This window comes from Enterocloster alcoholdehydrogenati, assembly GCF_013282095.1.
GTDB lineage: Bacteria > Bacillota > Clostridia > Lachnospirales > Lachnospiraceae > Enterocloster > Enterocloster alcoholdehydrogenati.
Genome location: NZ_BLTJ01000011.1, coordinates 1 through 23,759, shown reverse-complemented (window position 1 = coordinate 23,759; position 23,759 = coordinate 1). Strand labels below are relative to the sequence as shown.

Sequence of the window (23,759 nt, the reverse complement as noted above, 5' to 3'; positions counted from 1 at the left end):
TGGCCCTCCTTACAAAGAGAGCGGGTTGGAGATAAACGAACCAACCATGCTCGTGAACAGGCGCAGGCACCAGGCGTTCATCAGCAGAAGAAAAATCTGACCGCCCAGCATCCGGCACCAGGATTTCCAGATGTTTGATGTTGTCTGGCTTGCCCCCATGGAAAAGGCTACTGGAGCCGTATAGACCAGCACGCCGAGCAATACATATCGCTCTGCCGCTTCCAGCAGCAACTTCAGGTAGTTCCACGCCAGAATGATGACTAATATCAGAGTGATAAGGGCCACAGCCCCATTGGCGCACACCCCGATGATGACCAGCATGACAGAGTTGAAATCTGCAAAACTGAGTGCCGGCAGCTCCGAATCCATAATCCAGTTGTACGGTGTGCCGCCGATGGTCAGGATCATGCTGACAATCTCATTGGAGAAGAACGCCAAAAGAATAAAAATGACGGATCGGATGCTCAATTTGAGCGGGTCTTCCGCTTCAATACCGGCTCCCAGGCCAAAGTTCTTGAACAGCTGCCACACCCAGTTGAGGAGAATGATACCGATGCCCAGTGCGACAAAAACGCTGTACATCGTTTCGGCTGCGGGAAAGTAGCGCAGAAATACCGCCATATCGCAGCCCAGTGCCCCCAAAACCGAGGTGGTTATCAAGTCAAGGCCCGCCATGACCTGCTCTGCAATCCATTCAACAATGCCGTCCAGAATACCCATAGGTCATGCCTCCTTTCGTCGGGTATCAATGTGATGCCGATCAACCTGCCCACTGACCACCCTCAAAGAAGGGGACGATATAGGACATGATAAAGCCCAGACTGTTTAAGATGGCCCAGGTGATAACAATTCGTTTGAGCCAAGCTCTGCTTTCATCCACCGTTTTACCAGAACGGGAGAAATTCATGAGCAGCAATGCTACCGAAGCGGTCACAATGGCCGCAATCGTGGAGATAGCGAGGATCTGCGTGTAGACATCCTGCATGATTTCTGTGGCCTTTGTCCAAACATCGGTTGCGGCAAAGGCCGGCTGGCTGAACATCAATGAGACGGTGGGACACAGAAACGCCATATAAGCGATTCTGCCAATGGAAAAACGGCGCGGAGGGCTGGTATCGCCGTTTCGCTTTTGGTGAGGAATCTTGCGTTTTTTCAATTTTCGGACCTCCAGTCCAAATGTAATATGCGGGACTCAAACAAAAGAGGAGCCCGCAGCTCTTGTAATAGATGCGGGCTCCCTCCCCAATCGGCCGATTATTAGGGCAGCAAAAAAGCACCTTGAAAAAGGTGCCGTTCACTGCCTGCATTCAGTTTTGGGTGCAAGTTTGAGCATATTCAGTTTAGCACACCAGGATTTACGGCTCAAGGGCAGGAATGCGCCAATTTCATTCCCGTATTCTGCCAATTATTTGCCCTTGGCCTTTTCATCTGGTTTTGGCGCTGGAAAGAACTGTTCCAGCATATCCAAACTGTCTTTGGAGGTGTACCCCCATAGTACGGAACTGAGTGCGTCAATGGCTTCCCTGCGCCTGCGGTAGTAAGTACGGAATGAGATGTCCCGGATATGCGGACGCAAATTCTCGATGATCTCCTCCACATTTTTGAGTTGCTGCGGGGAGAGGAAGGAGTAGTAAAGCAGCCAGTAATAGGCCTCGCCGTTCTTGTGGCGGGTACGAAGCAATTCGACTGCTGAATCCAAAAGTTTCAGCATCTTGTGGCTGCGCTCAATGCACTTGGCATGGTGTTCAATATCGCTCCCATTCAGATCGGCGCCGGCCAGATAGATGGAATCCAGAAATTCCTCGATGGATGTGCCGTATTCGATCTCAAACTTGGACCGCACATGCTGGACAGAAATCTCCAGGCTCCACACCACATCGCGGTATTTTTTCAACAGTTTCCATGTATCATGGTACAGCGGGTTTTCTGCGACATCTTTTTCAACAAATTTTTTCATGGTAAGACCTCCTTGTTCAATTCTCCGCGATGGGAGAGAGTGTAAGTTCAAAAGTGGTGACCTGTCTGTTCCCGCACAGAATAGACAGGCCAAAACAGAGCGTTGACTGTTCCCGCACGCGGGGTAGTAAATCTTCCCGGCAGTCACCCGATAAGGGATATAACTTATAGCGGGAGAGGGGGCAACCAAAGCACGAAATCCCTTGTGCCATCAGGATTTGAGCCATCTTTTGGATGATAATTTCAATGTGCGATTTTGAAACGCTATTGAGTTCGTTTGAAACGATAACCTCATGCTCTATACTTGGTGTGTTTTGGCTGGAGCCTGATTCATCGGGGAGTTCCAAACGGATGTTGAGCGTCATAGCGACCTCCTCTTTGTCCACCATAACATCCGATATTTCAAACATGGTGGACAGGTAATTTTTCAAATAGACCACGCTGCCGTGTCGGCCCGGGAAGGACATAAGGGAGATATAGTCCAGCGCGGCCAGCTTTTTGAGGACGCGGCCGACTGTCGCCCGGGACAACCCCCAGCGGACAGCCAGTTCAGTGTAGGCAACAAGAGGATTGCCGGTGCCGTTGCGGAAATAGACTACTGGCCCCAGGTCTGACCCCTGTACCTGATTATCGTTGTAGACGGCTGAAACCCAGAGGTCCAGAATAATATCCATTTCGGAGCATCGGCTTGTGCTGATGAGATCTGTGACAACGGAAACGGGTAGAAAGAAAAAGCCGGTATCCTTTTGGCAGGGAGCATTATATTCAAGCACCGTGTTATGCCGCGCCCAGTCGCAAATTTTATAGCGGATCACATTGCCGCGATCCAGTGTCTGAAAAGTGATAAAGTGCTGTTTCTGCAGTTGTTCCAGCACTGTCAACGCCTGGCATTGAAACCGTGTGCGAAACCATTGGGACACTTCCTTGAGTGTGCAGACCCATTCGCCCGGATAGATGGTATAGCTAATACCATCTATCCGGCGGTATGAAGTGCGGAAGTTTGCGTAGCTGCAAAGCACGGTAAAATAAAAAAGACCAGAGCCTCCGCTTGCGCGAATGCTCCGGTCTGCCATCAGCCGATGGACGAATTGCCGATAAATCCGGCATCGTGGGTAATCCACGACCTGTTTGATTTGCAATTGATATTCTGGCATGGTGTACTCCTTTTTATATATAAGGTATGAAATTCGGTATCAGGGTTAAAAAATCGTTGACTTGAACATCTACAAAGCTTATGCTATACTTGTTTCTGTATGGATCTGCTTGAAATAATATGTAGAGTTTATACAGACCTTATTACAGCCGAGCAATTTTATATTGTGGTCGCTTGTAGGCCGATGAAGCCTATTGCTGTGCCAATTTCAAGCCGATTTTGTGCCAATACAACTTTCTACAACTTTTCTACAACTTTTGCCTCAAACCAGACGGCACAGGAGGACATCCTATGGAATCCAAAAAGTTAGAAAAACCATGTGAGAATGCCACTTTTCAAGCTCTGCAAGGCGTGATGAAACCGGATGAAGAGACCGGAGGGGTGTTCCCCACGATGAAGAGCATGGGAGCTGCAAAGAACGAAGCTAACAACGCTGCACAGTCTGCTACAGTTGAAAAAACAGTGGAAAAAGCAATCGCTGAAGTGAAAGAAACCTATGATTTCTCTAACGTAGAAGTGGAACCATTATTCAAAGATATGGTTGATTTTGACACATTCAGCAAGTCTGATTTCAGAGCTGTAAAGGTGAAAGAATGTGAAGCAGTTCCGAAGTCTAAGAAGCTTTTGAAATTCGTTCTGGATGACGGAAGTGGAGAAGATCGCGTGATTTTAAGCGGTATTCACGATTATTACGAGCCGGAAGAACTGGTTGGAAAGACATTACTTGCAATCACAAATCTTCCGCCACGTAAGATGATGGGAATTGATTCCTGCGGTATGATCATTTCTGCTACACACCTTGTAGAAGGAAGAGAAGGGCTCAATGTTTTGATCCTTGATGACAAGATTCCGGCAGGAGCGAAGTTGTACTAATAGAGTAAAAAATCTTCACGATTTGACAACAAAAATTTTCTTTGACAACAATTTGACAACAAATTTGTATTCCAACATGAATCATCATGAAGAATGGTGATAAGTTGTCAGTAAAACTACTCCAACAATATGGATTGTTGAGGGCACTTTTTGAAAGAAAAATCTTTCAGAGAGTGCCCTTTTTTATTCATTAACAATGTCCGCTGTGGTTGAGTAAAGTTGAAAGGAGAAACAGATTTGAAAACAGAAAATATGTACTATAACCAACAGAAACGTTCAGAGGTAAAAGAAGAAGTTCGTAGACTTAGAAGAAAATTTCTTCGTTATCAACAAGCGGAAATCGTGTATAGTCTGTCGCACAAAAAGTTGATGGAACTTGCAAATGATGCAGGAGCAATTTATAGAATGGATGGAATTGTTTTGATAAACAGAGAAATTTTTGATGAATATCTCGAACAATTTCATGAAAAATAAGATGACAATGTTTCAGAGGAGGAAATCATTTGAGATGCATGGAAAAGTGTGGATGTTTTCTGATCTTATTGATGATGAAGATATGGAATTTATGCAGCATGAATTTATAAGTTATAAACAAGCTATGGATTATTACAATCTTGGGTATAAGCCAATCGTAAGATTATCTCATAAGGCAGGAGCAGTTTATAAGATTGGAAAAAAAGTTCTAATTAAGCGGAGTACATTTGAAAAATATTTACGGGAAAATATCAGAAGGGAGAAAGAAGAATGGGAAAAGTTATTTCAATAGCGAATCAGAAAGGCGGAGTCGCAAAAAGTACAACGACCTTAAATCTTGGAGTTGGACTAGCAAGACAGGGAAAGAAAGTGTTATTGATCGATGCGGATCCACAAGGAAGTTTGACAGCTAGTCTTGGATATGTGGAACCGGATGATATTGGAACCACTCTTGCAACCATTATGATGAATATTATCAATGATGAGGAAATTGTGGAGGAAGAAGGCATTTTACATCATGAGGAACAAGTGGATCTCCTACCGGCAAATATTGAGTTATCAGCCTTGGAGGTAACTATGAGTAATGTAATGAGCAGGGAGCTGATCATGAAGGAATATATTGATACGATGCAATCACGATACGATTATATTTTAATTGATTGTATGCCAAGTTTAGGGATGATGACCATCAATGCATTAGTAGCTTCTGATACGGTTCTGATACCTGTACAAGCTGCATATTTGCCAGTTAAAGGGCTTCAACAGTTGATCAAAACTATTTCTATGGTAAAAAAGAGATTGAACCGAAAACTGACGATACAGGGTATCCTTTTGACAATGGTAGATTTCCGTACAAATTATGCAAAGGATATTGCATCAAGAGTAAGAGAAACTTATGGACCTAAGATTGATATTTTTGAAAATGTGATTCCGTTATCTGTAAAAGTAGCTGAGGCAAGTGCAGAGGGGAAAAGTATTTATCTGCATTGCCCGAATGGAAAGGTATCTATAGCATATGAAAATCTGACACAGGAGGTTTTAGAAAATGAAAAATAGGAGCGGAGAAAAAATCAAATTGACAAGCATTGATGAATTGTTGGGAGTAGTCAATGAAGAATCTGCAATGGAAATAGAGATTAGCAGAATCCATGCATTTAAAAATCATCCTTTCAAAGTATTGGATGATGAAAAGATGGCAGATTTGGTAGAGAGTGTAAAGGTCAACGGGGTACTGACACCAGTTTTATTAAGATTTGATGGTGAAGATGGATATGAAATGATATCTGGTCATCGAAGGATGCATGCGGCAACTATAGTTGGATTGGAACTATTCCTGCAATCGTGAGAGAACTGTCAGATGATGATGCAGTGATCGCTATGGTAGACGCGAATATTCAACGAGAAGAGTTACTTCCGAGTGAAAAAGCATTTGCTTATAGAATGAAATTAGAAGCAATGAAGAGACAAGGGGTAAGAAACGATTTAACTTTGTGCCAAAATGGCACGAAGTATCGTATTGATGTAGCTATAGCAGAACAGGTAGGGGAGAGTGCCCGTAATGTTCAGCGGTATATTCGCCTTACAGAATTGATCCCAGAATTGTTGGATATGGTGGATGCAAAGAAATTGAATTTTACCATTGCTGTTGATATTTCTTATATCGATAAGGAAATGCAAAAATGGATTTATGAGTATATCCGGGATACAGGATTCATAAAACCGAAGCAGATTACAACTTTGAGAAAACAGTTGGAAGAAGGAGCGGTGAACCAGGGATTTATGATTTCGATTTTCAATAGCTGCATAGTAGTAAAAGCGTCGGAACGAAAAGTAGTGTTATCCGGAAAGAAGCTTACAAAATATTTTCCGGAAGATTATTCAGAAATGGATATGGAAAAAGTGATTGAAACATTGTTAGAACAATGGAAAAAAAGGGCAGGAATAAGGGATGTCAAAATAAGGCATCCCTAAGAAAAAAGAGATACAGAAGTTTAAAAAGAGGACTTCTTTGGGCGAAAGGAAAGGAGGAAGATACATGGATAAAAAGATGAATTTTAAATATTTTTATGGAACAGAATCAGATCAATTTAGCTTTTACAGAATACCAAAAGCATTATTTACTAATGATTGTTTTAAAGAGCTTTCTAGTGATGCAAAAATTTTATACGGACTGATGTTGGACAGAATGTCTTTATCTATTAAAAATCAGTGGTTTGATGAAAAAAATCGTGCATATATCTATTTTTCAATCGAGGATATTATGGAATTATTAAATTGTGGTAGAAATAAGGCGGTAAAATCCCTTCAGGAACTGGATGACGAGAAAGGAATTGGTCTGATTGAAAAACGAAGACAGGGATTTGGAAAGGTAACGATCATCTATGTGAAATCATTTATACAGGAGGGATATGAGGAAAAGAAAACGGAAGAAACAGAGGTAGTGAAGTTTGCAAATCAAACTTCTGTAGAGAAAGACGATACAGGTGAAGTTTTTTATAAAACAAACTTCTAGAAGTCCTGAAAATAAACTTCAAGAAGTTTACATTTCAAACTCTAATAATACTGATATTAACAATACTGATCTTAGTGAGAATAAATCGAATCATATTACATCTGCAGATGAGAGTGGATCCGATGTGGATGAGATAGAAACACTTTATGCATATTAATCTTTGGTCAAAGAAAACATAGACTATGAGGCTTTGATAGTGAGCCATCCACATGATCAAAGTCAGATTGATGAAATTGTGGACTTGCTCGTGGAAACCATTATGTGTAAGAGTGATAAGGTTTTGATTGCAAGCAATTGGTATTCAGGAGCGTTGGTAAGAGGGAAATTTATGAAATTAGATTATTCACATGTGGAATATGTGTTGTATTGTCTGGAGGGAAACACGAGTAAAATCAAAAATATCAAGAAATATTTGCTGGCTGCGTTGTTTAATGCACCTTCAACGATCAACGGATATTATAGGGCAGAAGTAAATCATGATATGCCATGGCTGGCAAGATAAGGAGAATGAGTATGTGTATTTTTAAAATAGCAGGAAAAGTATTATTGATTCCATTGTAGTTTATCATTTCAATCTTAGGTGTTGGAGTGAAAGTTCTGGTACATATGGTATCAATTGCGAAAAAGATATTGGGGTTGGGAATTATTGGGTTGCTTATAGGAACTGTGATCTGTTATCAAGACTGGTTACAGGCAGCATTTTTAATCTGTATGGGTGGCGTTCTGCTTTTTATTTTATTTGTCGGAGTATTTATGGATACGGTAGTTGATTTAGTTAGAGAAAAAATAAGTACATTGATTTTAGATTAAGAAAAGATGATAGTTGAAATAGCCATAGTGATTACAGATAAAATTAGGAAGCTGTAGCTTCACGATTTACTAATTGCTAAAGTACAGTCCCTTCTGGTTTTCAAGGAAAGTAAGTTTGTGTAGAAAGCAATCAGATGGGTGGAAAAGTATGTGTCAGAAAGATACTCCAATCTGGGAAACTCTCTGAAATCAAAAGACAAAAGCCTCATGACCATGAAGGAAATGTATTATAATCAGATATGTGAATCGACTTTTTGATATGATTGAGAAAGGGCGCCTGGAAAAAGAACAGGTAATGCATGGATAAGGGATAGTACCTTGGTGGTTGAGACGGACTACCAAGGTGTTTTTTATTTTTTAGTGCGATTTTCTATTTATATGAGGTAAAAAAGACGCAAAAACAGAATTTTTCAAAGTGGAATCCTTGATGTATCAGTTTCTGAAAGGTATAATAGAAACAGTTAATTAGTTATGTAGATGCTTATTCGAGGTGACAATATGGAGTTAAGTTATAACAATCTTTGGAAAACACTTATCGATAAAAAAATGAAAAAAGGTACATTATGCCAAGAAGCAGAAATCAGTACTAGTACAATATCAAAAATGAAAAGAAATGAGCCAGTCTCATTGGCAATAATATTGAAAATATGTGAAGCATTAGATTGTAATATTGATGATGTAGTTATAATTGAGTCTTCTGATCAGAGGGGTGCGTAATGGGAAATTGTAGACTTGTAGATGAACTGAATAGATTAAGGAAGTCCTCAAGTGATTCTATTGATGGAATAGGTGCTTTTGATGATTTTAAAAAATACATGCACGTTTCAAGAAGTGCTGAAGAAGACTTGATTGAAATATTGCATAAAATTGAAGCTTCTGGTAGAAAAAGTCTTGTTTTGCTTTGTGGTAGTGCAGGTGATGGGAAGTCTCATCTTTTATCGTATTTAAAAAATAATTTAAGACTTTTAGATAACTATGTCATATACAATGACGCAACTGAAAGCAGTGCGCCTTCTAAAACTGCTATTGAAACATTGAACGAATCATTGCAAGGGTTTTCTGATGAGAACTTAGAGCGGCCAGGAGAGAATTTTATATTGGCTATTAATCTTGGTGTTTTAAGTAATTTTGTTGAATCTACTTATGGAGATTCATTCAAGCAGTTACATAAATACGTTATAAATAGTAATATTTTAACTAACCAGTTAAATGAAAAAGGTTATGAAGAGAATAGTGCCTTTCAGCATGCGAGTTTCTCTGACTATCATATGTATAATCTTACAGCGCGGGGAGTTAAGCCAGAATATTTAGAGCATATATTAGAAAAAGTGTTCCAGATGGATCTCGATAATCCGTTCTACAATGTTTATAACAATAATTGTAAAGAATGTCCTCTTTCAGAAAAGTGTCCGGTTAAACATAATTTTGAATTTCTTGCCAATGAAAAAAACAGAAATTATGTTGCTAACGCTCTTGTTGAGGTGACAATAAAAGACAAGGAAATCCTTACTACTCGTGAGATTTTAAATTATATTTATGATATTATTGTTGCTCAAAATTTCAACTATAAGAAAATGGCTCAATCTTTGACTAATGAAGTATCATTTTTAAAAGAATATATTAGCGATATTACTCCATCGTTAATGTATGAATATACTGATAAATCTGTGCTATTAAATCAGTTACAAAAATATGATCCGTTATTGGTACGTTCTGAACAAGCTGATGAAGATGCTATTTCCTACTATGTTTCATCAGATGTATCGAAAGAAGTGGTATCTGTGATTGATAAGGAAGCTTATTCCAAAGTTTTGTGCCAGTCATCTGCTATTGAAAAAATTAATAGTGATAAAGTTTTGAAAGCACAGCTTTTCAATGTATTGGAGCGGTTGAAGAAAATTAAGGGCGATATAATACAGGATAATGCATATACGTCATTTTTAAGTACGTTGTATTATTTTAATACAGGAACAACAAAAAAATATGGAGATTTCTATGGTCTTGTTGAAGAGGCTGTTATTCAATGGTGTGGTAATGAAGATCGAGATAATGTTTGTTTTGATGATTGTCATGAAGGAATTGCATTATATGAGCATATTGAATTCGAACCATATTTAGATATTCCGTCAAATGTGAAGAAGGATGAGGAACTTCAACGTTTCTTACCTTTTATTACTGTGAAATATGAAAACAAAAAAACTGGAGAAATCATACCTTTAGATATCGATTATTCTTTGTATGAATTAATATATAAACTTGCTGCAGGGTATATTCAAACCGCTGAAGATAGAAATAATCATGCTGATTTTATAAGTTTTATTTACAAGATATTAAGAACTGGTTCAGCAGATAAAGAAGTTTCTCTGGTGACTGATGATAACAGAAAGGCAATTATTGAGAAGACAAAATTTGGAGTCTATAAATTTAAGGTGGTGAGATGATGGAATATCAATTTGATTATGCAACATTTTGCAAAACATTTAATGTAAAAGATGACAAAGCAATTGATTCCTTGCGTCTTACACATACACAAGATATCAACTTTAAATTATTTCCATATAAGGCTAGTGGAAAGGCACAAGCTCCAATTATTACAGAATTAGAAGAGGTTGTAAGCGATTTCTTTAGAAAATCATTAAAATTAGAAACTGAGCCAGTAAAATACGAATCTTTATGTAATGACATTATTGCTGAAATGGATATTGCAGATGAAGATATTGAAATTTTTAAAGAAATGATACATTCCCTATTTTTTGAAGGGGATGATTTTGTAGCAAAAAACTTAGGACTTTATCCATATCAAACGAAAGTGAATAATAAAAGTGCTGATCGACTTGCAGGTTTTTTGCTTGATGTTTTTGGATTGAATGGAAATGATTGTAATATTATTGAAGAGGCTATGAAAAACCATCCGTATAATGTTGTTGAAAAAGTAGTTGTTGATGCAATACAAGCTTTAAAAACAGGAACAGCAGGAAATAGCAAGTCCTATTTTCCAATTATACTTGATGTTCAGGAAAAATTTAAGAAAGATTTTCATTTCATGCTAAATACAGGGATGACTTCATTAGATGATTTATCTAATCTTTTAGCTGTTTATTATTTTTACTATATGTCGCAAGCCTGTGTGACATTAGATAATTTTGGATCAGGGAGAAGAAACTCTCCAGTACAGTTATACTATGCTTTAGATTGGGAAAAAGTAAGCAAAAATAGGAAATGCTGTCTAGAAGGTTGGGAAAGAATTCAGTTAAGTGCGAATCATATGTTTAGCCATGCACTGACATTAGAAATATTAAACCAACATATGCTCTCAGATGTGATGTTAGATTATATTTCATTACAAGAATATGTTACAGAGCATCCAGATCAGGACGAAGTTATCGCAAGTGAAATCGAAAAGGCTGAAAAGGCATATACATCTTGTGTAGGGGATTATAAAAAGTTTGAACAAATTCCATATGCTTCGGGAGGAACAAAAACCGATATTGCTATCCGCCATTTATACAAATGTGTAGAAGAACAATTCTTGAATACGGATCGGAAAAGAGCAAATCAATTTTACAACGAAAAATTTACTGAGTTTTGTAAAACAAGGTGGGTAAAAAACAGAAGAAAATCCGGATTAGTTTTGAATCTTACAGAGAGAGATATTATTTTTTTGACAAAAATCTCTATTAAAGATAAAGATAAAATCCGTCTGATTGATTTGTACAAGGAGTATGAATACAGAGGTATTTTTCTTGATAACACATCAAAAGAGTATCTACAAGAGTTTTTTACTAAACTGAACCTTATTGACAAAAAGAGTGATAGTGGAGATGCACAGTATGTTAAAAGAATTTTATGATTTTATTGCAAAGAGAATAAACCGCTATTTCTTAGAGCTGTCAGCTGAAGGAGCATTGCAAAAAGGGGAAAGTTTTTGCCTTAAATTAGATGATCCTGATACTGTTCAAGCGGTGTCTGACGCAATAAAAGAATTAGCAACAAGAGAAAATAATTGTGGAGAATATGAATATCAATGTATGGATGGTTCTGTATACAGAACTTTTACATTACAGGTTATTGATAATGAGATAATAATTGCGGCACAAATCAATGATATGACAAATGACTTTCTTTGTGCGACTCTGAGAAACGCAGCAAATGTTGCAGGTAAACCACTTTTGATGATTTCTTCAAATCTTATTGATAGTGCTAAAAGTGGTTCTATAGATATGGCGGCAAATGGTATGCCGTTCTATGCGGATAATTTGATGACAGAGATAAGAAAAATGGCTGAGGAAAGCACTCAGTTATCAACTCTCGAAAAAAGAATTCTTGACTTTGAATTAAAGAGAAGAGATAGTGATGTTTTTAGTGACAAGGCTTCTTTGTATGAATATAGAGATCTGCTTTCAATTATGAGTAGTGGAAGTATTGAAAAAGAAAATTATCCTGGATTTAGACTGTTTTCAGTAGACGGAAAAAAGGATTATCAGAATGAAGGAAAGGCTCAAATTGATAAGAAAATCAAAGAAAATCACGAACTTTTTGAAAAGATTGATCGAAGCATTCGTTTTGGAAATGTAGAGTCTGACTTAGCAGAAGATTTTGATGAAGGATTTTTGGTTCGAATTGAAAAAAATCGCAAAGATGATCCTGAACATTGGAGCATTCTTTTTACCTACGCTGAAATGATTGCTGCTATGGAAAAGAAACAGGCAAAAAAAGACAATCCTCTTAATATTGATTTGAAGGATATTTCTATTTATGGTGATATGCCATTGAATGTACTTCCGATCGATGAAAAAGTTCTCGTTCGAAACGAAGGTTCTATGAAAACAAAAAAAAGAACTAGAAGTATGATGGTTTTCAATGCAGATAAGTATCCAGAAATACATATGAGAATAGAGTGTAATGCTCGAATTATGAATAATGATATTTCAGCGGATGATACTTCATATATCCGTGATGGTAAAAGCTTAATCTTTTGTTTTACAAGAGAAGGTGTTTCATTCCATAAGATAGAGATTAAGGATGCTGTAAATAACATTACGTATGTATTTAAATTGTGTATTATTGATGTTTCGCCTGGGTACTTAAGTGGTATTAAACGAAATTTTGTTATCGATTATAAAAAGAGAAAAAAGAACTGTAAGGTAAAATTAGTTGGTATTGGAACAGACCTTGTATTTAATTCTAAAGGTGCTGCTAATGTCTCTGAAAAACTAAATGATAATACGCAGTATAAATGCAAATATGATGAACGTTTACATTTATATACAACAGAAGAAGAACTATCTGATTTCGGAAGCGGAATTTATATTGAAATTAATTTTTCTGGTATTGTACTTCCACTTATACTCTTCCCGGATGAGGTGAAAAGTGTTGAAATGGTTGGACGTAAAATTCTTCGAGAAAAGTTTTCTATGGAGAAAAGTTTTGAAATCGAAGAAGATGGAGATCATTTCTATAGGGGATCTCAGGAATATCATGCTAAGACAAATTTATTAAAGGAATTACGAATCGAAAAAAGAATTATACATGAGAAAATTCTCCATGGAAAATGTAAACAAATACATGGAACAGAGGATTTGGAAATTGATGCGGAAGAATTGGTGTTACCTCTTTCTTTAAAGCAAGCATACTATGATTTGCTTCAATCTTATAAAAAAAGTAATACAATTCCTACCTTGGCATATATGTCCGGAGATTTAAAAGTAGCTGCAGAAAACTTTTTGAAGGAATTTAACTTGCTATATGAATTGCTTGAAGATGGTAGTTATTTGAGTCCAGAGCAAGAAAATGGTCTGTTATTGGGGACACTTTTCGTTGGAAGAAACGATGAGGAATTGTTGCTCACACCATTTCATCCGTTAAATCTTGCTTACCAGCTTCAATTATGCAAGGAAACGAAATTTGAGAATGCTACAGATATTGTGATTGATCGTCTTAATTCGATTTATCTGTTGCCTTATACAAAACACAACAAGAAAATCTATAAGGTATCAGACCAAATGTACTCTATGGAATGGAAATATTATGCTCCGGTAGAGAACAGAAAATATCGTGGTAGCAGAAGGTATGTTCCTAAATTAATTGAAGAGAAAATTACAGAATTCATTTCTCATTTTAAGTATATTTTCTCTGATATTAATAACATAACAATACGTGTCAATCTCATAAATATGGGAGACTGTAGCGATGTGTTTAATGGTATTGCACAGTATTTTATTCATGCCATCGGAAAGACTCCAGATGTTGATCGGCTCATGAAATTTGAGTTGCACATATATTCTGACGGAAGAAAGGCAAATGTATTCGAAAATATAAAAGAATATTCTCGATTAAAGGCTTATTTAACAGCTTCGAAGCTCTCTTTTGCTAATGGTGTGGCTATGAACAGTTTAGAGGGTGTTCTCTCTAAAAATATCGAATGTTATTTCCATAAAGATACTGGAAAGCAATACGAATATGCCCACATTTCATTTTATGAAATGGAATCTGAAATTACATCAGAATCTGCTACGATGGATCAAATTGAAACAGGTATTTCTCTGGGAGGTATTGTTTCTGGAGTTCCATCTAGTAAGTACGGACAAAAGTATAGAACTGGATTCGGTACGAAATATGCAAAAAAAACACCAGTGATAGAACTTGCTACAAAGTATAATTCACTTGTCCAAGTGGGAAACACCGGAAATCCTTACCATTCGGGAACGAGCATTTCTACTCAGATAGATAAATTGGCTGAAGATAAAATGGAGTATATATACAATGCATCCAACTGGGTTGTTTTTGTTGATCCTAAAGTAGACCTTGATTTCTTTAGCGAAAAAGAAGCCAATAGCGAGTTACTAATTATCCACTATAGTGATCAATATACTTCAAGCAGTGGATATGACGCTATTACGGTAACTCATAAGTCAAAGCAATACTCTAAAGTTATTCAGGAATATCTAAAAGAAAGGGGAATTTCTGCGGAATTAGAGGACGTTGCAAAAATAATAAATTTATTTAATGCAATAAATGGTGACTGGTTGCTACGGCTGGTATCATCTAAAAAGTTGATTGGTGCAAATAAGGAATCTACATTCTCACGTGAAAAAATAAGTATTGTTGCAGCAATTAAGTTCATGCTTGCCTTTTTGAGACATCCGGATATTGTTTGGATTCCTATATCTTTGGAAGAAATGTTGCGTGTTTCTGGTGGAGCTGGATTATCTAGCGCTGACGGCATATTATCTTACAAGAATCTTGGCTTTGAGAAGGGACCAACAAGTGATGATTTGCTTTTTATTGGTTTAAATCATGTATCCGATCAAATAAAGATTTATCTGTATCCGACTGAAGTCAAAACAGGTATAAATGCCAATGATGTTATTAAAAAAGCTTTTCAACAAGTATCAGCTACTGCAACAGGTTTGCAAGAAGCGATGAATCCGGAAGAAGATATAACTAATACTATTATGTATAAGGTTAATAGAAATTTTTTAATGCAACTTTTAGTAACAAGTTGCAAAAAAATGAAAGTGTATCATGTTGACGATTCCCAGAATTGGGAAATAATTTTGGACAAATTCAGACTAGCTCTTTTAAATGAGGAGTATATTATTTCCACAGATATTCAAGAAATATTAGGACGTGGTTCAGTCTTGTCCTTCCGGCAATCATTGGCTTCAAGAAAAACATCTTTTAAAGAAGACACGATTAACTTTATTGAGATGCCGGAAAAAGATGAGTTTGACCTTATTTTGAGTAGTGTTGATGAAATACATGCGGATATTCAAAATGCAAAAAATAATGATCTTCTATTATTTAAAGAATGTAAAGTTGAGAACTTAACTGGAGACATCACTGAAATAATTTCTACAGAATTCGAAGAATCAGAAGAGGTAAATGAAGCAGACTCAGATAATAATGATAATAATCAGAAAAGTTGTGTAAAAAATGATTCGGGGGATAATGAAAAAAATCAGAAAACTGTTGAAAACAGTGATATCACAGAGATTAAATCTGAGGGTATGAAGATTTTGTTTGGATTGGACCAACAAGACGGTTCAGATATAATTTGGGAACCTAATAATACCGATATTCTTTTTCATACCAATACTGGTATCATTGGAACTATGGGGACTGGTAAAACACAGTTTACAAAGTCCTTGATTACTCAGTTGTATTTGCAACGCAATAATAATATTGCTGAAGACAATTTAGGAATATTAATTTTTGATTATAAGGGAGATTACAATGAGAGTAAACGTGATTTTGTAGATGTGACAAATGCAACTATCTTAAAACCCTACCAATTGCCTTTTAATCCTTTAGCTTTGACAAAGTCAAAAGTATTCAAGCCTCTGTTGCCAATACATACAGCTAATGCTTTTAAAGATACTATTTCGAAAGTGTATGGATTAGGACCGAAGCAACAAGATACATTATTTCAGTGTATTATTGAAACTTATGGTATGTGTGGAATACAAGCAGCTAATCCTTCAAGTTGGGATAATGAAGCTCCAACATTTGAACAGGTATATCAAAGATATGCAAATGATGAAGAAATAAAAAAGAATGATTCACTTGCAGCGGCTATGAATAAACTACATCAATTTCAAGTGTTTGAAAATAATCCTAATCAAACAAAACCGTTATTCGAAATATTAAATGGAGTAGTGGTAATTGATTTGTCAGGATATGATTCGGATATACAAAGTTTAATTGTTGCTATCACACTGGATTTGTTCTATGCTCAGATGCAGGTGGCTGGTTCAAGTAAATTAGATGGAAAATATAGGCAGTTAACAAAACTTATATTGGTTGATGAGGCGGACAATTTTATGTCTGAAGGATTTTCATCGTTAAAGAAAATATTGAAAGAAGGTCGTGAATTTGGTGTAGGCACAATTCTATCTACTCAATTCTTAAAACATTTTGGATCTGGTGATGATGATTATGCTAAATATATTTTAACATGGATCGTTCATAATGTTGCTGATTTAAAAACTAGTGATGTAGATTTCGTTTTCAAAACAGAGAGTAAAAGTATTGAAAGCCAGAGGTTGTTTAGTGATATTAAGCAATTAGAAAAACACCATAGTATTGTCAAAATCAGTTCTGAAAAGCCAAAATATATCAGAGATCGTGCTTTTTGGGAATTATATAACGAGTTGAAATCAAATTGACGCAAAAAGTTCAAAGTGATATACTTAAGTATACTACTTAAGTATATCATTTTTTCTTGGAGGTCAAGATGGATTTTGCATATAAATTTCCTGTTGTAAGGGGAATCCAAGCAGGACGAGAATATTACATAGCCATGATCCCTATGCGAATGCTAGGAAAGTTATTTCCGAACGAGGATGAATTTGTTTTACCGGAATATCGTGCACAAAGAAAACTTAATGAAAGCCGAATTCCTGTAATTAGTCAATATATTACAGAAAATAGAGATTCATATGTTTTTTCTGCCCTAGCTGCTTCAATTGATGGTGATTTCAAATTTTTATCAAGCAATGATAGCTCTGATATTGGAATATTGGAAGTATCAATGGATGCACGTTTTTTAATAAATGATGGACAACATAGAAAAGCTGCTATACTTGATGCAATTAATGAGGAACCTGATTTAGGTAATGAAACAATTTCTGTAGTACTGTATGAAGATTCGGGGCTTTCACGTAGTCAACAAATTTTTACTGATTTAAACAAACATGCTGTGAAGACATCGAATTCAATTGCAGAGTTGTATGATTCAAGAGATGATATTGCAGTTATTACAAGGAGTGTTGTTTCAAAGGTTCCTTTTTTAAATGAATATACAGATAAAGAAAAAGATAATTTGGGAAAATATTCATCTAATTTATTTACATTAAATACTTTTTATAGTTCTATCAAGAGAACAATAAAAGGAAATATTCCGAATGATGCGATACAGACTTTTCTATGTAAGTATTGGAATTGTGTTGCATCAAATATTATCCAATGGAATGAGCTGAACAAGAAAGAAATATCAAAAGTAGATTTACGAGAAAACTATATCGTAACTCAAGGGGTTGTTATACAGGCCATAGGTCAAGTTGGGGCATATTTCATAAATAATTCTGAAACAGATATGTATAAAATTTTAAAAGGATTAAGAATTATAGATTGGAGAAGAAGTGCTACTAGTTGGAAAAATAGAGTAATACGTGCAGATGGTAAAATTCTGACAAGTAATAAAGCTATCCTTCTTGCTTCTAATCAAATAAAAAAAGAACTAGGTATCCCACTTCTGCCAGACGAAGAACTGAAAGAGAAGCGATATCTCGAAAGTTTAACTATTTAGGAGACAAAATAATGGCAGATAATAATATAAGTTGTGAATTAAACAAAAAAGGACCAACCATCACAAAGGAAACTATTGAAGGATTAAAGGACACGGTCAGAAATCTGTATTTAGCTGATGATATTCCTTGGGTTATTGGATATTCGGGAGGTAAAGATAGTACTGCTACATTGCAGTTAGTATGGTTGGCCATTGAGGAATTGCCAGCAGAACAATTAAAAAATGCAAAAAAGATTCATGTTATAAATACTGATACTATGGTTGAATCTCCTGTTATTTCTAAGTGGGTTCAGGATTCACTTGAAATTATGAATATTCGAGCTGAACAATCAGGCCTTCCTTTTGTGACTCATAGATTGACACCAGAAACAGATAATACCTTTTGGGTAAACCTTTTGGGAAGAGGTTATCCTTTCCCACGAAAAAAACTTCGCTGGTGCACAGATAGATTAAAAATTCAACCTGTAAATAAATTTGTTAAAGAACAAATTGCTGAACACGGAGAAATTATTTTAGTTATTGGTACACGGAAGGCAGAAAGCGCGCGAAGAGCAAAAACAATGGCTTATTATGAGAAGAAACGTGTTAGGGAGCTTCTTAGTCCAAGTTCAACGATGGCAAATGAATTGGTATTTTCACCTCTCGAGGAGTGGACAGACGATGATGTGTGGATATTTCTTATGCAATACAGAAATCCTTGGGGATATTCAAACACAGATCTTTTGACATTGTACAGAGGCGCGACAGCAGATAATGAATGTCCATTGATGGTTGAAAAAGGTCTTCCTAGTTGTGGAAAAAGTCGTTTCGGCTGCTGGGTTTGTACAATGGTAGAAAAAGATAAATCTATGGAAGCAATGATTGCTAATGATGATGAAAAGGCATGGATGACTCCGCTATTAGAGTTTAGAAGTCACTTTGGGGATGAAGCTAATGACAGAGAACGAAGAAGTTTTAGAAAAATGCAGGGTTATCTTCAGGGTACATATAAACAATTACACCATGGCCCGTATTTGAAATATTGGCGCGAAAAGTGGCTTGAGGAGCTTTTGGAGATTCAAAAAGATATAAATGAAAATGGACCGGAAGAATTTGCAAATTTAGAGTTGATTACTATGCCAGAACTTAGATGTATTCGAAGAATATGGGTGTTTGATAAACATGAATTCGAAGACTCCCTTCCAGAAATTTATAAAAAAGTAACTGGCAAAAAATTTGATGATCCGGAATGGGTAGGATCGGAAGCATTTCGTAAAGAAGAATGGGATATATTAGAAGAAGTTGTCAATGAAGTAGTGAATGATTTATATCCAGGAGAAGAAATGGCTTTTGAAATGGCCTATAGTTTGATTGATATTGAAAATCAGGCTACTAGTTTAAATAAACGAAAAGGAATTACTGAAGCCTTAGAAAACTGTATCCGTAAGACATTTTATAAAAATGAAGAGGATGCAACACAATATTATATGGATCGCGTAATTCGAAAAAAAGATTTGGGTGGAAAATATAATCCACTAGCATTAGATGGTCGATATGATTATCTTAATGATGAAAATGAAGATGAAGATGAGGACACTATAGAATGATTTTAAAGAAATTGATTATGCATAATTTTGGTGTATATGCATCAACAAATCAATTTGAATTTAATGGCACTAATCCAGTAGTGCTTATAGGTGGTATGAACGGAAGAGGTAAAACAACTTTTCTTGAAGCCGTTCTTTTGGGCTTATATGGTTCGAATTCTTTCGCATATACAGAGAGTAAATATAAGACGTATGGTCAATATTTAAAATCATACGTTAATAAAGCCGATGGAACAAAGAAGACATATGTGGAGTTAGAATTTTCACTTGATGGTTCTGAAGAAGAAAGTTATCTGGTTCATAGAGAATGGGATGGGAATACGCAACGAGTCAGAGAAAAAATATGGGTAAAAAAGAATGGCGAAGATCATTCATTCTTAACCGAAAATTGGCCAATGTTCGTAGAAAACATTTTGCCAAGTGCATTATCAAACTTTTTCTTCTTTGATGGAGAAAAGATTGCTGAGCTAGCAGTAGAAAATACAAATGACCAGATGAAAGAGTCAATTAAAGCACTCCTAGGAATATCTATATTGGATCAATTGAACAATGATATTGGAAGAATTATATCGCGTTTAAGTTCTGCTTCCAATGAGGATCAAGATTTACAGTATTTGGAACAATTGAGGAAGAAAAGAGATCTTGCAGACAATGATTTAAAAGATATTGATGATGAGATTCAAAGATCTCATGAAAGAATTCAAGAGTTGAATATTGAGTTAGAAAAAAAGAATTTAGAATATGCTATTAAAGGTGGCGATATTGTAGAGCAACGTCATGATCTTATGAAACAAAGATCTCAACAATTAGCTCTGCTCGAGAGATATGAAGATGATTTTCTAGAGGTGGTATCCGGTGCAATGCCATTAATGCTTGTAAAAGATCTTCTTTCTGATATTGAAGAACAAGGTCGATTGGAACAAGCTTACAAGACATCTGTTGTGGCAACGGAAAAGGTACAAAATCTCTATATTGATTTTATTCGCAAGCATCCTGATACAAAAGAAACTTTAAATAAATTTGTTGAATTTATTCAAGAGGATAATGAAGCACAGAAGAAAGATGAAATTTATGGTCTTACAGATAATGCCTTATACCAGTTAAATAGATTAAATACGTTTGGATTGGAACAATGTGCAAAACATGTTGAAATGCAGTTGCATCGTAGAGATACAAGCAAGAAAAAAATTGATGAAATAGATAATTATTTATCAGTGGACATTGATGAAAAGGCTTTGAATAGAATTTTCAAACGAATCAAAGAACTTGAAAAAGAAATTCTGACCGAAGAAGTTAATTTGTCTTCTTTACAGCAAAAAAGAACGACATTACATGGAGCGGCTATGATTGCTGAAGCAGAATTTAGTAAAGCTGCTGAACAAGTATTATCATCCCTTGAGTCGAATGACGATAATAAGCGAACCGTTAAGTATGCACATATGGCAATAGAAATTATAAAATGTTACCGTATCAGACTTCAACAACGTAAGACAGATATCTTAGCAAACACGATGACTGATTGTTATAAGAAGCTTGCGTACAAAAAGCACCTGATAGAAAAAATAAAAATGGATCCGGTAACTCTTGATATTCACTATCTTAATGGAAGAGATGAAGAGGTTGAAAAGAAAAAATTATCGGCTGGTGAAAAACAGCTTATGGTTATTTCGTTACTATGGGCTTTAGCTATTTGTTCAAAGAAAAAGCTGCCAGTAATTATAGATACCCCTTTGTCACGTTTGGATTCAATTCATAGAGAAGCGTTAATATCAACGTATTTTCCGAATGCCAGTGATCAAACAATTATTTTATCAACAGACTCAGAAATTGATCAAAAATATTACAAATTAATGAAACCGCATATCGGGGATGAGTTTACATTAGTTTATGATGACGAATTAATGAAAACGACGATAAAAAAAGGATATTTATTTGAAGGAAAATAATATGATAGTAAAGCAAATAAAATTATCAAGTCAGTCAAAAGATAGGCTGGGAAGGTTAAAAGGTAAAACTGGTATTAAAAATTGGAATGTTCTCTGCAGATGGGCTCTTTGCTATTCTTTAGGGGAATATTCTATGCCAACAGATGTCCCTGTTAACGCAGATAGTAATGTTGAAATGTCATGGTTTACTTTTGCCGGAGAGTATAGTGATTTATATGATGCTCTTATGAAGGCTTGGTGTATCAAAATGGGACTTCCGATAGATGATGAAACCCTTTCTAAGTATTTTAAATTACATTTAGAAAGAGGAATTGCACATTTATCTGGAACAAATTATATTAAAAATTTAGACGATTTAATAAATATCGCAATAAAGGAGAACTGATGGGAATATATCTTGATAATAATTCTTCATCGCCTATAGACGAACGAGTTCTTGCCGTTATGGTAGATACATATTTGAATTCATATGGTAATGCTGACAGTAGAACCCATAATCATGGTGAGCAGGCAAGAACAATTGTGGAAAATGCACGTAAACAAGTGGCATCATTACTGGGGATTAATTCTTCGGAAGTCTTTTTTACAAGTGGTTCTACAGAAAGCAATAATATAACAATACAGGGATTAGAAGAATATGCTCTAGAAACAAATAAGAAACATATCATTACATCTGCTATCGAACATAAATCCGTACTCGAAACTGTGAAGATGATGAAAAAGAAAGGTTTCGAGGTAGATATTGTAAATCCAGATTTATCGGGGCAAGTTAATGTTCAAGAAATATTAGATAAAGTTAGAGAAGACACACTTTTAGTCTCTATTATGCATGTAAATAATGAGACTGGGATTATTCAACCAGTAGATATACTTGGAGCAGAATTAGAGAAACGTAATATACTGTTTCATGTTGATGCAACACAAAGTTGTGGCAAATTAGTAGATGAGATTAGAAACCTCAAATATAATATGCTTTCATTTAGTGCTCATAAGTTAAAAGGACCGCAAGGTGTAGGAGTTCTAATTCTGAAAAAAAAGAGATATAGATTACCTCCTGTAAAAAATATTATGTATGGAGGACAACAAGAACATGGAATACGTCCAGGTACAATACCAGTAGCTTTAGTAGCTGGATGTGGAAAAGCATGTGAAATAGCAGAAAATGAATATAAAGAGAATTCTCAAAAACTCAAATCACTCAAAGTTGTCTTAGAAGAACTTTTGAATGCTTCAGGTGTGGAGTACCATTATAATGGGAACCAAGATTACTGCGTTGATTCGGCGGCAAATATCTGTTTCAAAGGGGTAATGTCAGAAGCATTGATGCTTTCAAGCAAGCAATATTGTAGTGTTTCAAATGGATCAGCATGTACGTCAAAAAGTTATTCGCCAAGTTATGTGCTTGAAGCTATGGGTATACCAGTAGAAGATATTGAAAGTTCTGTTAGAATTAGTTGGGGAGCTGAAACAAATGAAAATGAGTTTTGTGATAACATTAGTAAGATGATAGAAATAGCCAAAAGCCTTGTAGTGTAATTTTCTTTAAATCATAGAAAGATTCTGCATTCAATATTTTGAACTCGGTCATTTCAGGCCGAGTGCGTTTTTACAGTAACTATAGGGGGTAAGATAATTCTTCTTCATGCCGCTTTCTGGTCTGACGGCTGGAATCAACTCCAAGTATTTCATCCACATTTGTAGCTGTGGTTCGAAGATCTTTTTCATAATCTCGATAACCTTAATTTCCAGCCCCAAGTAGCCATAAAGTCATATCGGGTCGGATGAAGATTCGGCTTTGAGTTGTGGTATGGGTATGAGACGATAAAAAATAAACTTATAAAAAGTACAAGGCAGTGGGATGTCCCATTGCCTTGTTGCTCTTTTAGTAGAAAATCAGTCTAACTCAGATACCGGTTCATACCTTCAAAACGAAGCGACCTCATACTTGCTAGGCTCTGAAAGCATTGGGATAGTGAGGAGTTCAACCGGAATGCCAAATGTTGATGTGAAGAGTTGAGAGTATGAGAAAATTTCTGTAAATAAGATTCTTCTATGATAATGAAGGGTGGGAAACTTCTAAATCAGGTTTTTCACCCTTGTTTTATATATAACAGGTACTTCCATGCATGTCAAGAGCAGG

At 35.9% G+C, this 23,759-nt stretch carries 17 protein-coding genes and 3 pseudogenes; 16 read left to right on the top strand and 4 right to left on the bottom strand.

Going from position 1 to position 23,759, the window contains the following annotated elements; genetic code table 11:
- Positions 1–9: 9 nt before the first annotated feature.
- The 4 genes from HW447_RS12805 to HW447_RS12790 all read right to left on the bottom strand — a co-directional run bounded on the left by HW447_RS12805 (position 10) and on the right by HW447_RS12790 (position 3,110).
- The gene (locus tag HW447_RS12805; protein ID WP_009258066.1) at positions 10–720 is read right to left on the bottom strand and encodes a hypothetical protein; all 711 of its coding nucleotides are present in this window, start codon (positions 718–720) and stop codon (positions 10–12) included.
- Between the two features lie 40 nt (positions 721–760).
- Entirely contained in the window at positions 761–1,072 is a 312-nt protein-coding gene (locus HW447_RS12800) for a fimbrial protein (protein ID WP_227123557.1), read from the bottom strand.
- Positions 1,073–1,405: 333 nt separating this feature from the next.
- Positions 1,406–1,957, bottom strand: a complete 552-nt coding sequence (locus tag HW447_RS12795) for a hypothetical protein (protein WP_009258068.1) — start codon at positions 1,955–1,957, stop codon at positions 1,406–1,408.
- A 16-nt stretch (positions 1,958–1,973) separates the two neighbouring features.
- Positions 1,974–3,110, bottom strand: a complete 1,137-nt coding sequence (locus tag HW447_RS12790) for a MarR family transcriptional regulator (protein WP_024729884.1) — start codon at positions 3,108–3,110, stop codon at positions 1,974–1,976.
- 380 nt (positions 3,111–3,490) lie between these two features.
- On the opposite strand from HW447_RS12790, the pseudogene HW447_RS12785 reads away from it, so the two are divergent.
- From HW447_RS12785 to HW447_RS12710, 16 genes and pseudogenes are all read left to right on the top strand, one after another.
- Positions 3,491–3,982 (top strand): annotated as a pseudogene (locus HW447_RS12785) (lysine--tRNA ligase); the annotation flags it as partial.
- Between the two features lie 237 nt (positions 3,983–4,219).
- Positions 4,220–4,456, top strand: coding sequence for a DUF6462 family protein (locus HW447_RS12780; protein WP_176255651.1), 237 nt, complete (start codon positions 4,220–4,222; stop codon positions 4,454–4,456).
- A gap of 34 nt (positions 4,457–4,490) precedes the next feature.
- Positions 4,491–4,748, top strand: a complete 258-nt coding sequence (locus HW447_RS12775) for an excisionase (RefSeq protein ID WP_176255650.1) — start codon at positions 4,491–4,493, stop codon at positions 4,746–4,748.
- A complete protein-coding gene (locus tag HW447_RS12770) occupies positions 4,727–5,512 on the top strand; it encodes a ParA family protein (RefSeq protein ID WP_176255649.1) in 786 nt (261 codons plus the stop codon). The genes HW447_RS12775 and HW447_RS12770 overlap by 22 nt, the downstream gene beginning before the upstream one ends.
- Positions 5,502–6,427, top strand: a pseudogene (locus HW447_RS12765) (ParB/RepB/Spo0J family partition protein). Before HW447_RS12770 ends, HW447_RS12765 begins: the two are co-directional and overlap by 11 nt.
- Before the next feature lie 64 nt (positions 6,428–6,491).
- Positions 6,492–7,470: pseudogene (locus HW447_RS18420) on the top strand (DUF6017 domain-containing protein).
- 86 nt (positions 7,471–7,556) lie between these two features.
- Positions 7,557–7,778 (top strand): hypothetical protein, encoded by a 222-nt coding sequence (locus HW447_RS12755; RefSeq protein WP_243176300.1) that lies wholly within the window; start codon positions 7,557–7,559, stop codon positions 7,776–7,778.
- Between the two features lie 498 nt (positions 7,779–8,276).
- Positions 8,277–8,495, top strand: a complete 219-nt coding sequence (locus HW447_RS12750) for a helix-turn-helix domain-containing protein (RefSeq protein ID WP_039861699.1) — start codon at positions 8,277–8,279, stop codon at positions 8,493–8,495.
- The gene (gene dptF, locus HW447_RS12745; RefSeq protein WP_176255648.1) at positions 8,495–10,219 is read left to right on the top strand and encodes a DNA phosphorothioation-dependent restriction protein DptF; all 1,725 of its coding nucleotides are present in this window, start codon (positions 8,495–8,497) and stop codon (positions 10,217–10,219) included. The genes HW447_RS12750 and dptF overlap by 1 nt, the downstream gene beginning before the upstream one ends.
- Positions 10,216–11,628, top strand: coding sequence for a DNA phosphorothioation-dependent restriction protein DptG (gene dptG, locus HW447_RS12740; protein WP_176255647.1), 1,413 nt, complete (start codon positions 10,216–10,218; stop codon positions 11,626–11,628). Before dptF ends, dptG begins: the two co-directional genes overlap by 4 nt.
- Positions 11,609–16,945, top strand: coding sequence for a helicase HerA domain-containing protein (locus HW447_RS18025; protein WP_176255646.1), 5,337 nt, complete (start codon positions 11,609–11,611; stop codon positions 16,943–16,945). Before dptG ends, HW447_RS18025 begins: the two co-directional genes overlap by 20 nt.
- 68 nt (positions 16,946–17,013) lie before the next feature.
- Complete coding sequence (gene dndB / locus HW447_RS12730) at positions 17,014–18,087, top strand: DNA sulfur modification protein DndB (protein ID WP_176255645.1); 1,074 nt, start codon at positions 17,014–17,016, stop codon at positions 18,085–18,087.
- Between the two features lie 11 nt (positions 18,088–18,098).
- Positions 18,099–19,673, top strand: a complete 1,575-nt coding sequence (gene dndC, locus HW447_RS12725) for a DNA phosphorothioation system sulfurtransferase DndC (RefSeq protein WP_176255644.1) — start codon at positions 18,099–18,101, stop codon at positions 19,671–19,673.
- Positions 19,670–21,619, top strand: a complete 1,950-nt coding sequence (dndD, locus tag HW447_RS12720) for a DNA sulfur modification protein DndD (RefSeq protein ID WP_176255643.1) — start codon at positions 19,670–19,672, stop codon at positions 21,617–21,619. The genes dndC and dndD overlap by 4 nt, the downstream gene beginning before the upstream one ends.
- Before the next feature lies 1 nt (position 21,620).
- Positions 21,621–22,004 carry a DNA sulfur modification protein DndE gene (dndE, locus tag HW447_RS12715; protein WP_039861719.1) on the top strand — a complete coding sequence of 128 codons (384 nt, stop codon included), beginning with the start codon at positions 21,621–21,623 and terminating at the stop codon, positions 22,002–22,004.
- A complete protein-coding gene (locus HW447_RS12710) occupies positions 22,004–23,155 on the top strand; it encodes a cysteine desulfurase family protein (RefSeq protein ID WP_176255642.1) in 1,152 nt (383 codons plus the stop codon). The genes dndE and HW447_RS12710 overlap by 1 nt, the downstream gene beginning before the upstream one ends.
- Positions 23,156–23,759: the final 604 nt, after the last annotated feature.

Coding starts and splice junctions, on each gene's coding strand:
- HW447_RS12805 (WP_009258066.1), bottom strand. CDS start 720: ATGGGTATTCTGGACGGCATTGTTGAATGGATTGCAGAGCAGGTCATG.
- HW447_RS12800 (WP_227123557.1), bottom strand. CDS start 1,072: ATGGCGTTTCTGTGTCCCACCGTCTCATTGATGTTCAGCCAGCCGGCC.
- HW447_RS12795 (WP_009258068.1), bottom strand. CDS start 1,957: ATGAAAAAATTTGTTGAAAAAGATGTCGCAGAAAACCCGCTGTACCAT.
- HW447_RS12790 (WP_024729884.1), bottom strand. CDS start 3,110: ATGCCAGAATATCAATTGCAAATCAAACAGGTCGTGGATTACCCACGA.
- HW447_RS12775 (WP_176255650.1), top strand. CDS start 4,491: ATGCATGGAAAAGTGTGGATGTTTTCTGATCTTATTGATGATGAAGAT.
- HW447_RS12770 (WP_176255649.1), top strand. CDS start 4,727: ATGGGAAAAGTTATTTCAATAGCGAATCAGAAAGGCGGAGTCGCAAAA.
- HW447_RS12750 (WP_039861699.1), top strand. CDS start 8,277: ATGGAGTTAAGTTATAACAATCTTTGGAAAACACTTATCGATAAAAAA.
- dptF (WP_176255648.1), top strand. CDS start 8,495: ATGGGAAATTGTAGACTTGTAGATGAACTGAATAGATTAAGGAAGTCC.
- dptG (WP_176255647.1), top strand. CDS start 10,216: ATGATGGAATATCAATTTGATTATGCAACATTTTGCAAAACATTTAAT.
- HW447_RS18025 (WP_176255646.1), top strand. CDS start 11,609: ATGTTAAAAGAATTTTATGATTTTATTGCAAAGAGAATAAACCGCTAT.
- dndB (WP_176255645.1), top strand. CDS start 17,014: ATGGATTTTGCATATAAATTTCCTGTTGTAAGGGGAATCCAAGCAGGA.
- dndC (WP_176255644.1), top strand. CDS start 18,099: ATGGCAGATAATAATATAAGTTGTGAATTAAACAAAAAAGGACCAACC.
- dndD (WP_176255643.1), top strand. CDS start 19,670: ATGATTTTAAAGAAATTGATTATGCATAATTTTGGTGTATATGCATCA.
- dndE (WP_039861719.1), top strand. CDS start 21,621: ATGATAGTAAAGCAAATAAAATTATCAAGTCAGTCAAAAGATAGGCTG.
- HW447_RS12710 (WP_176255642.1), top strand. CDS start 22,004: ATGGGAATATATCTTGATAATAATTCTTCATCGCCTATAGACGAACGA.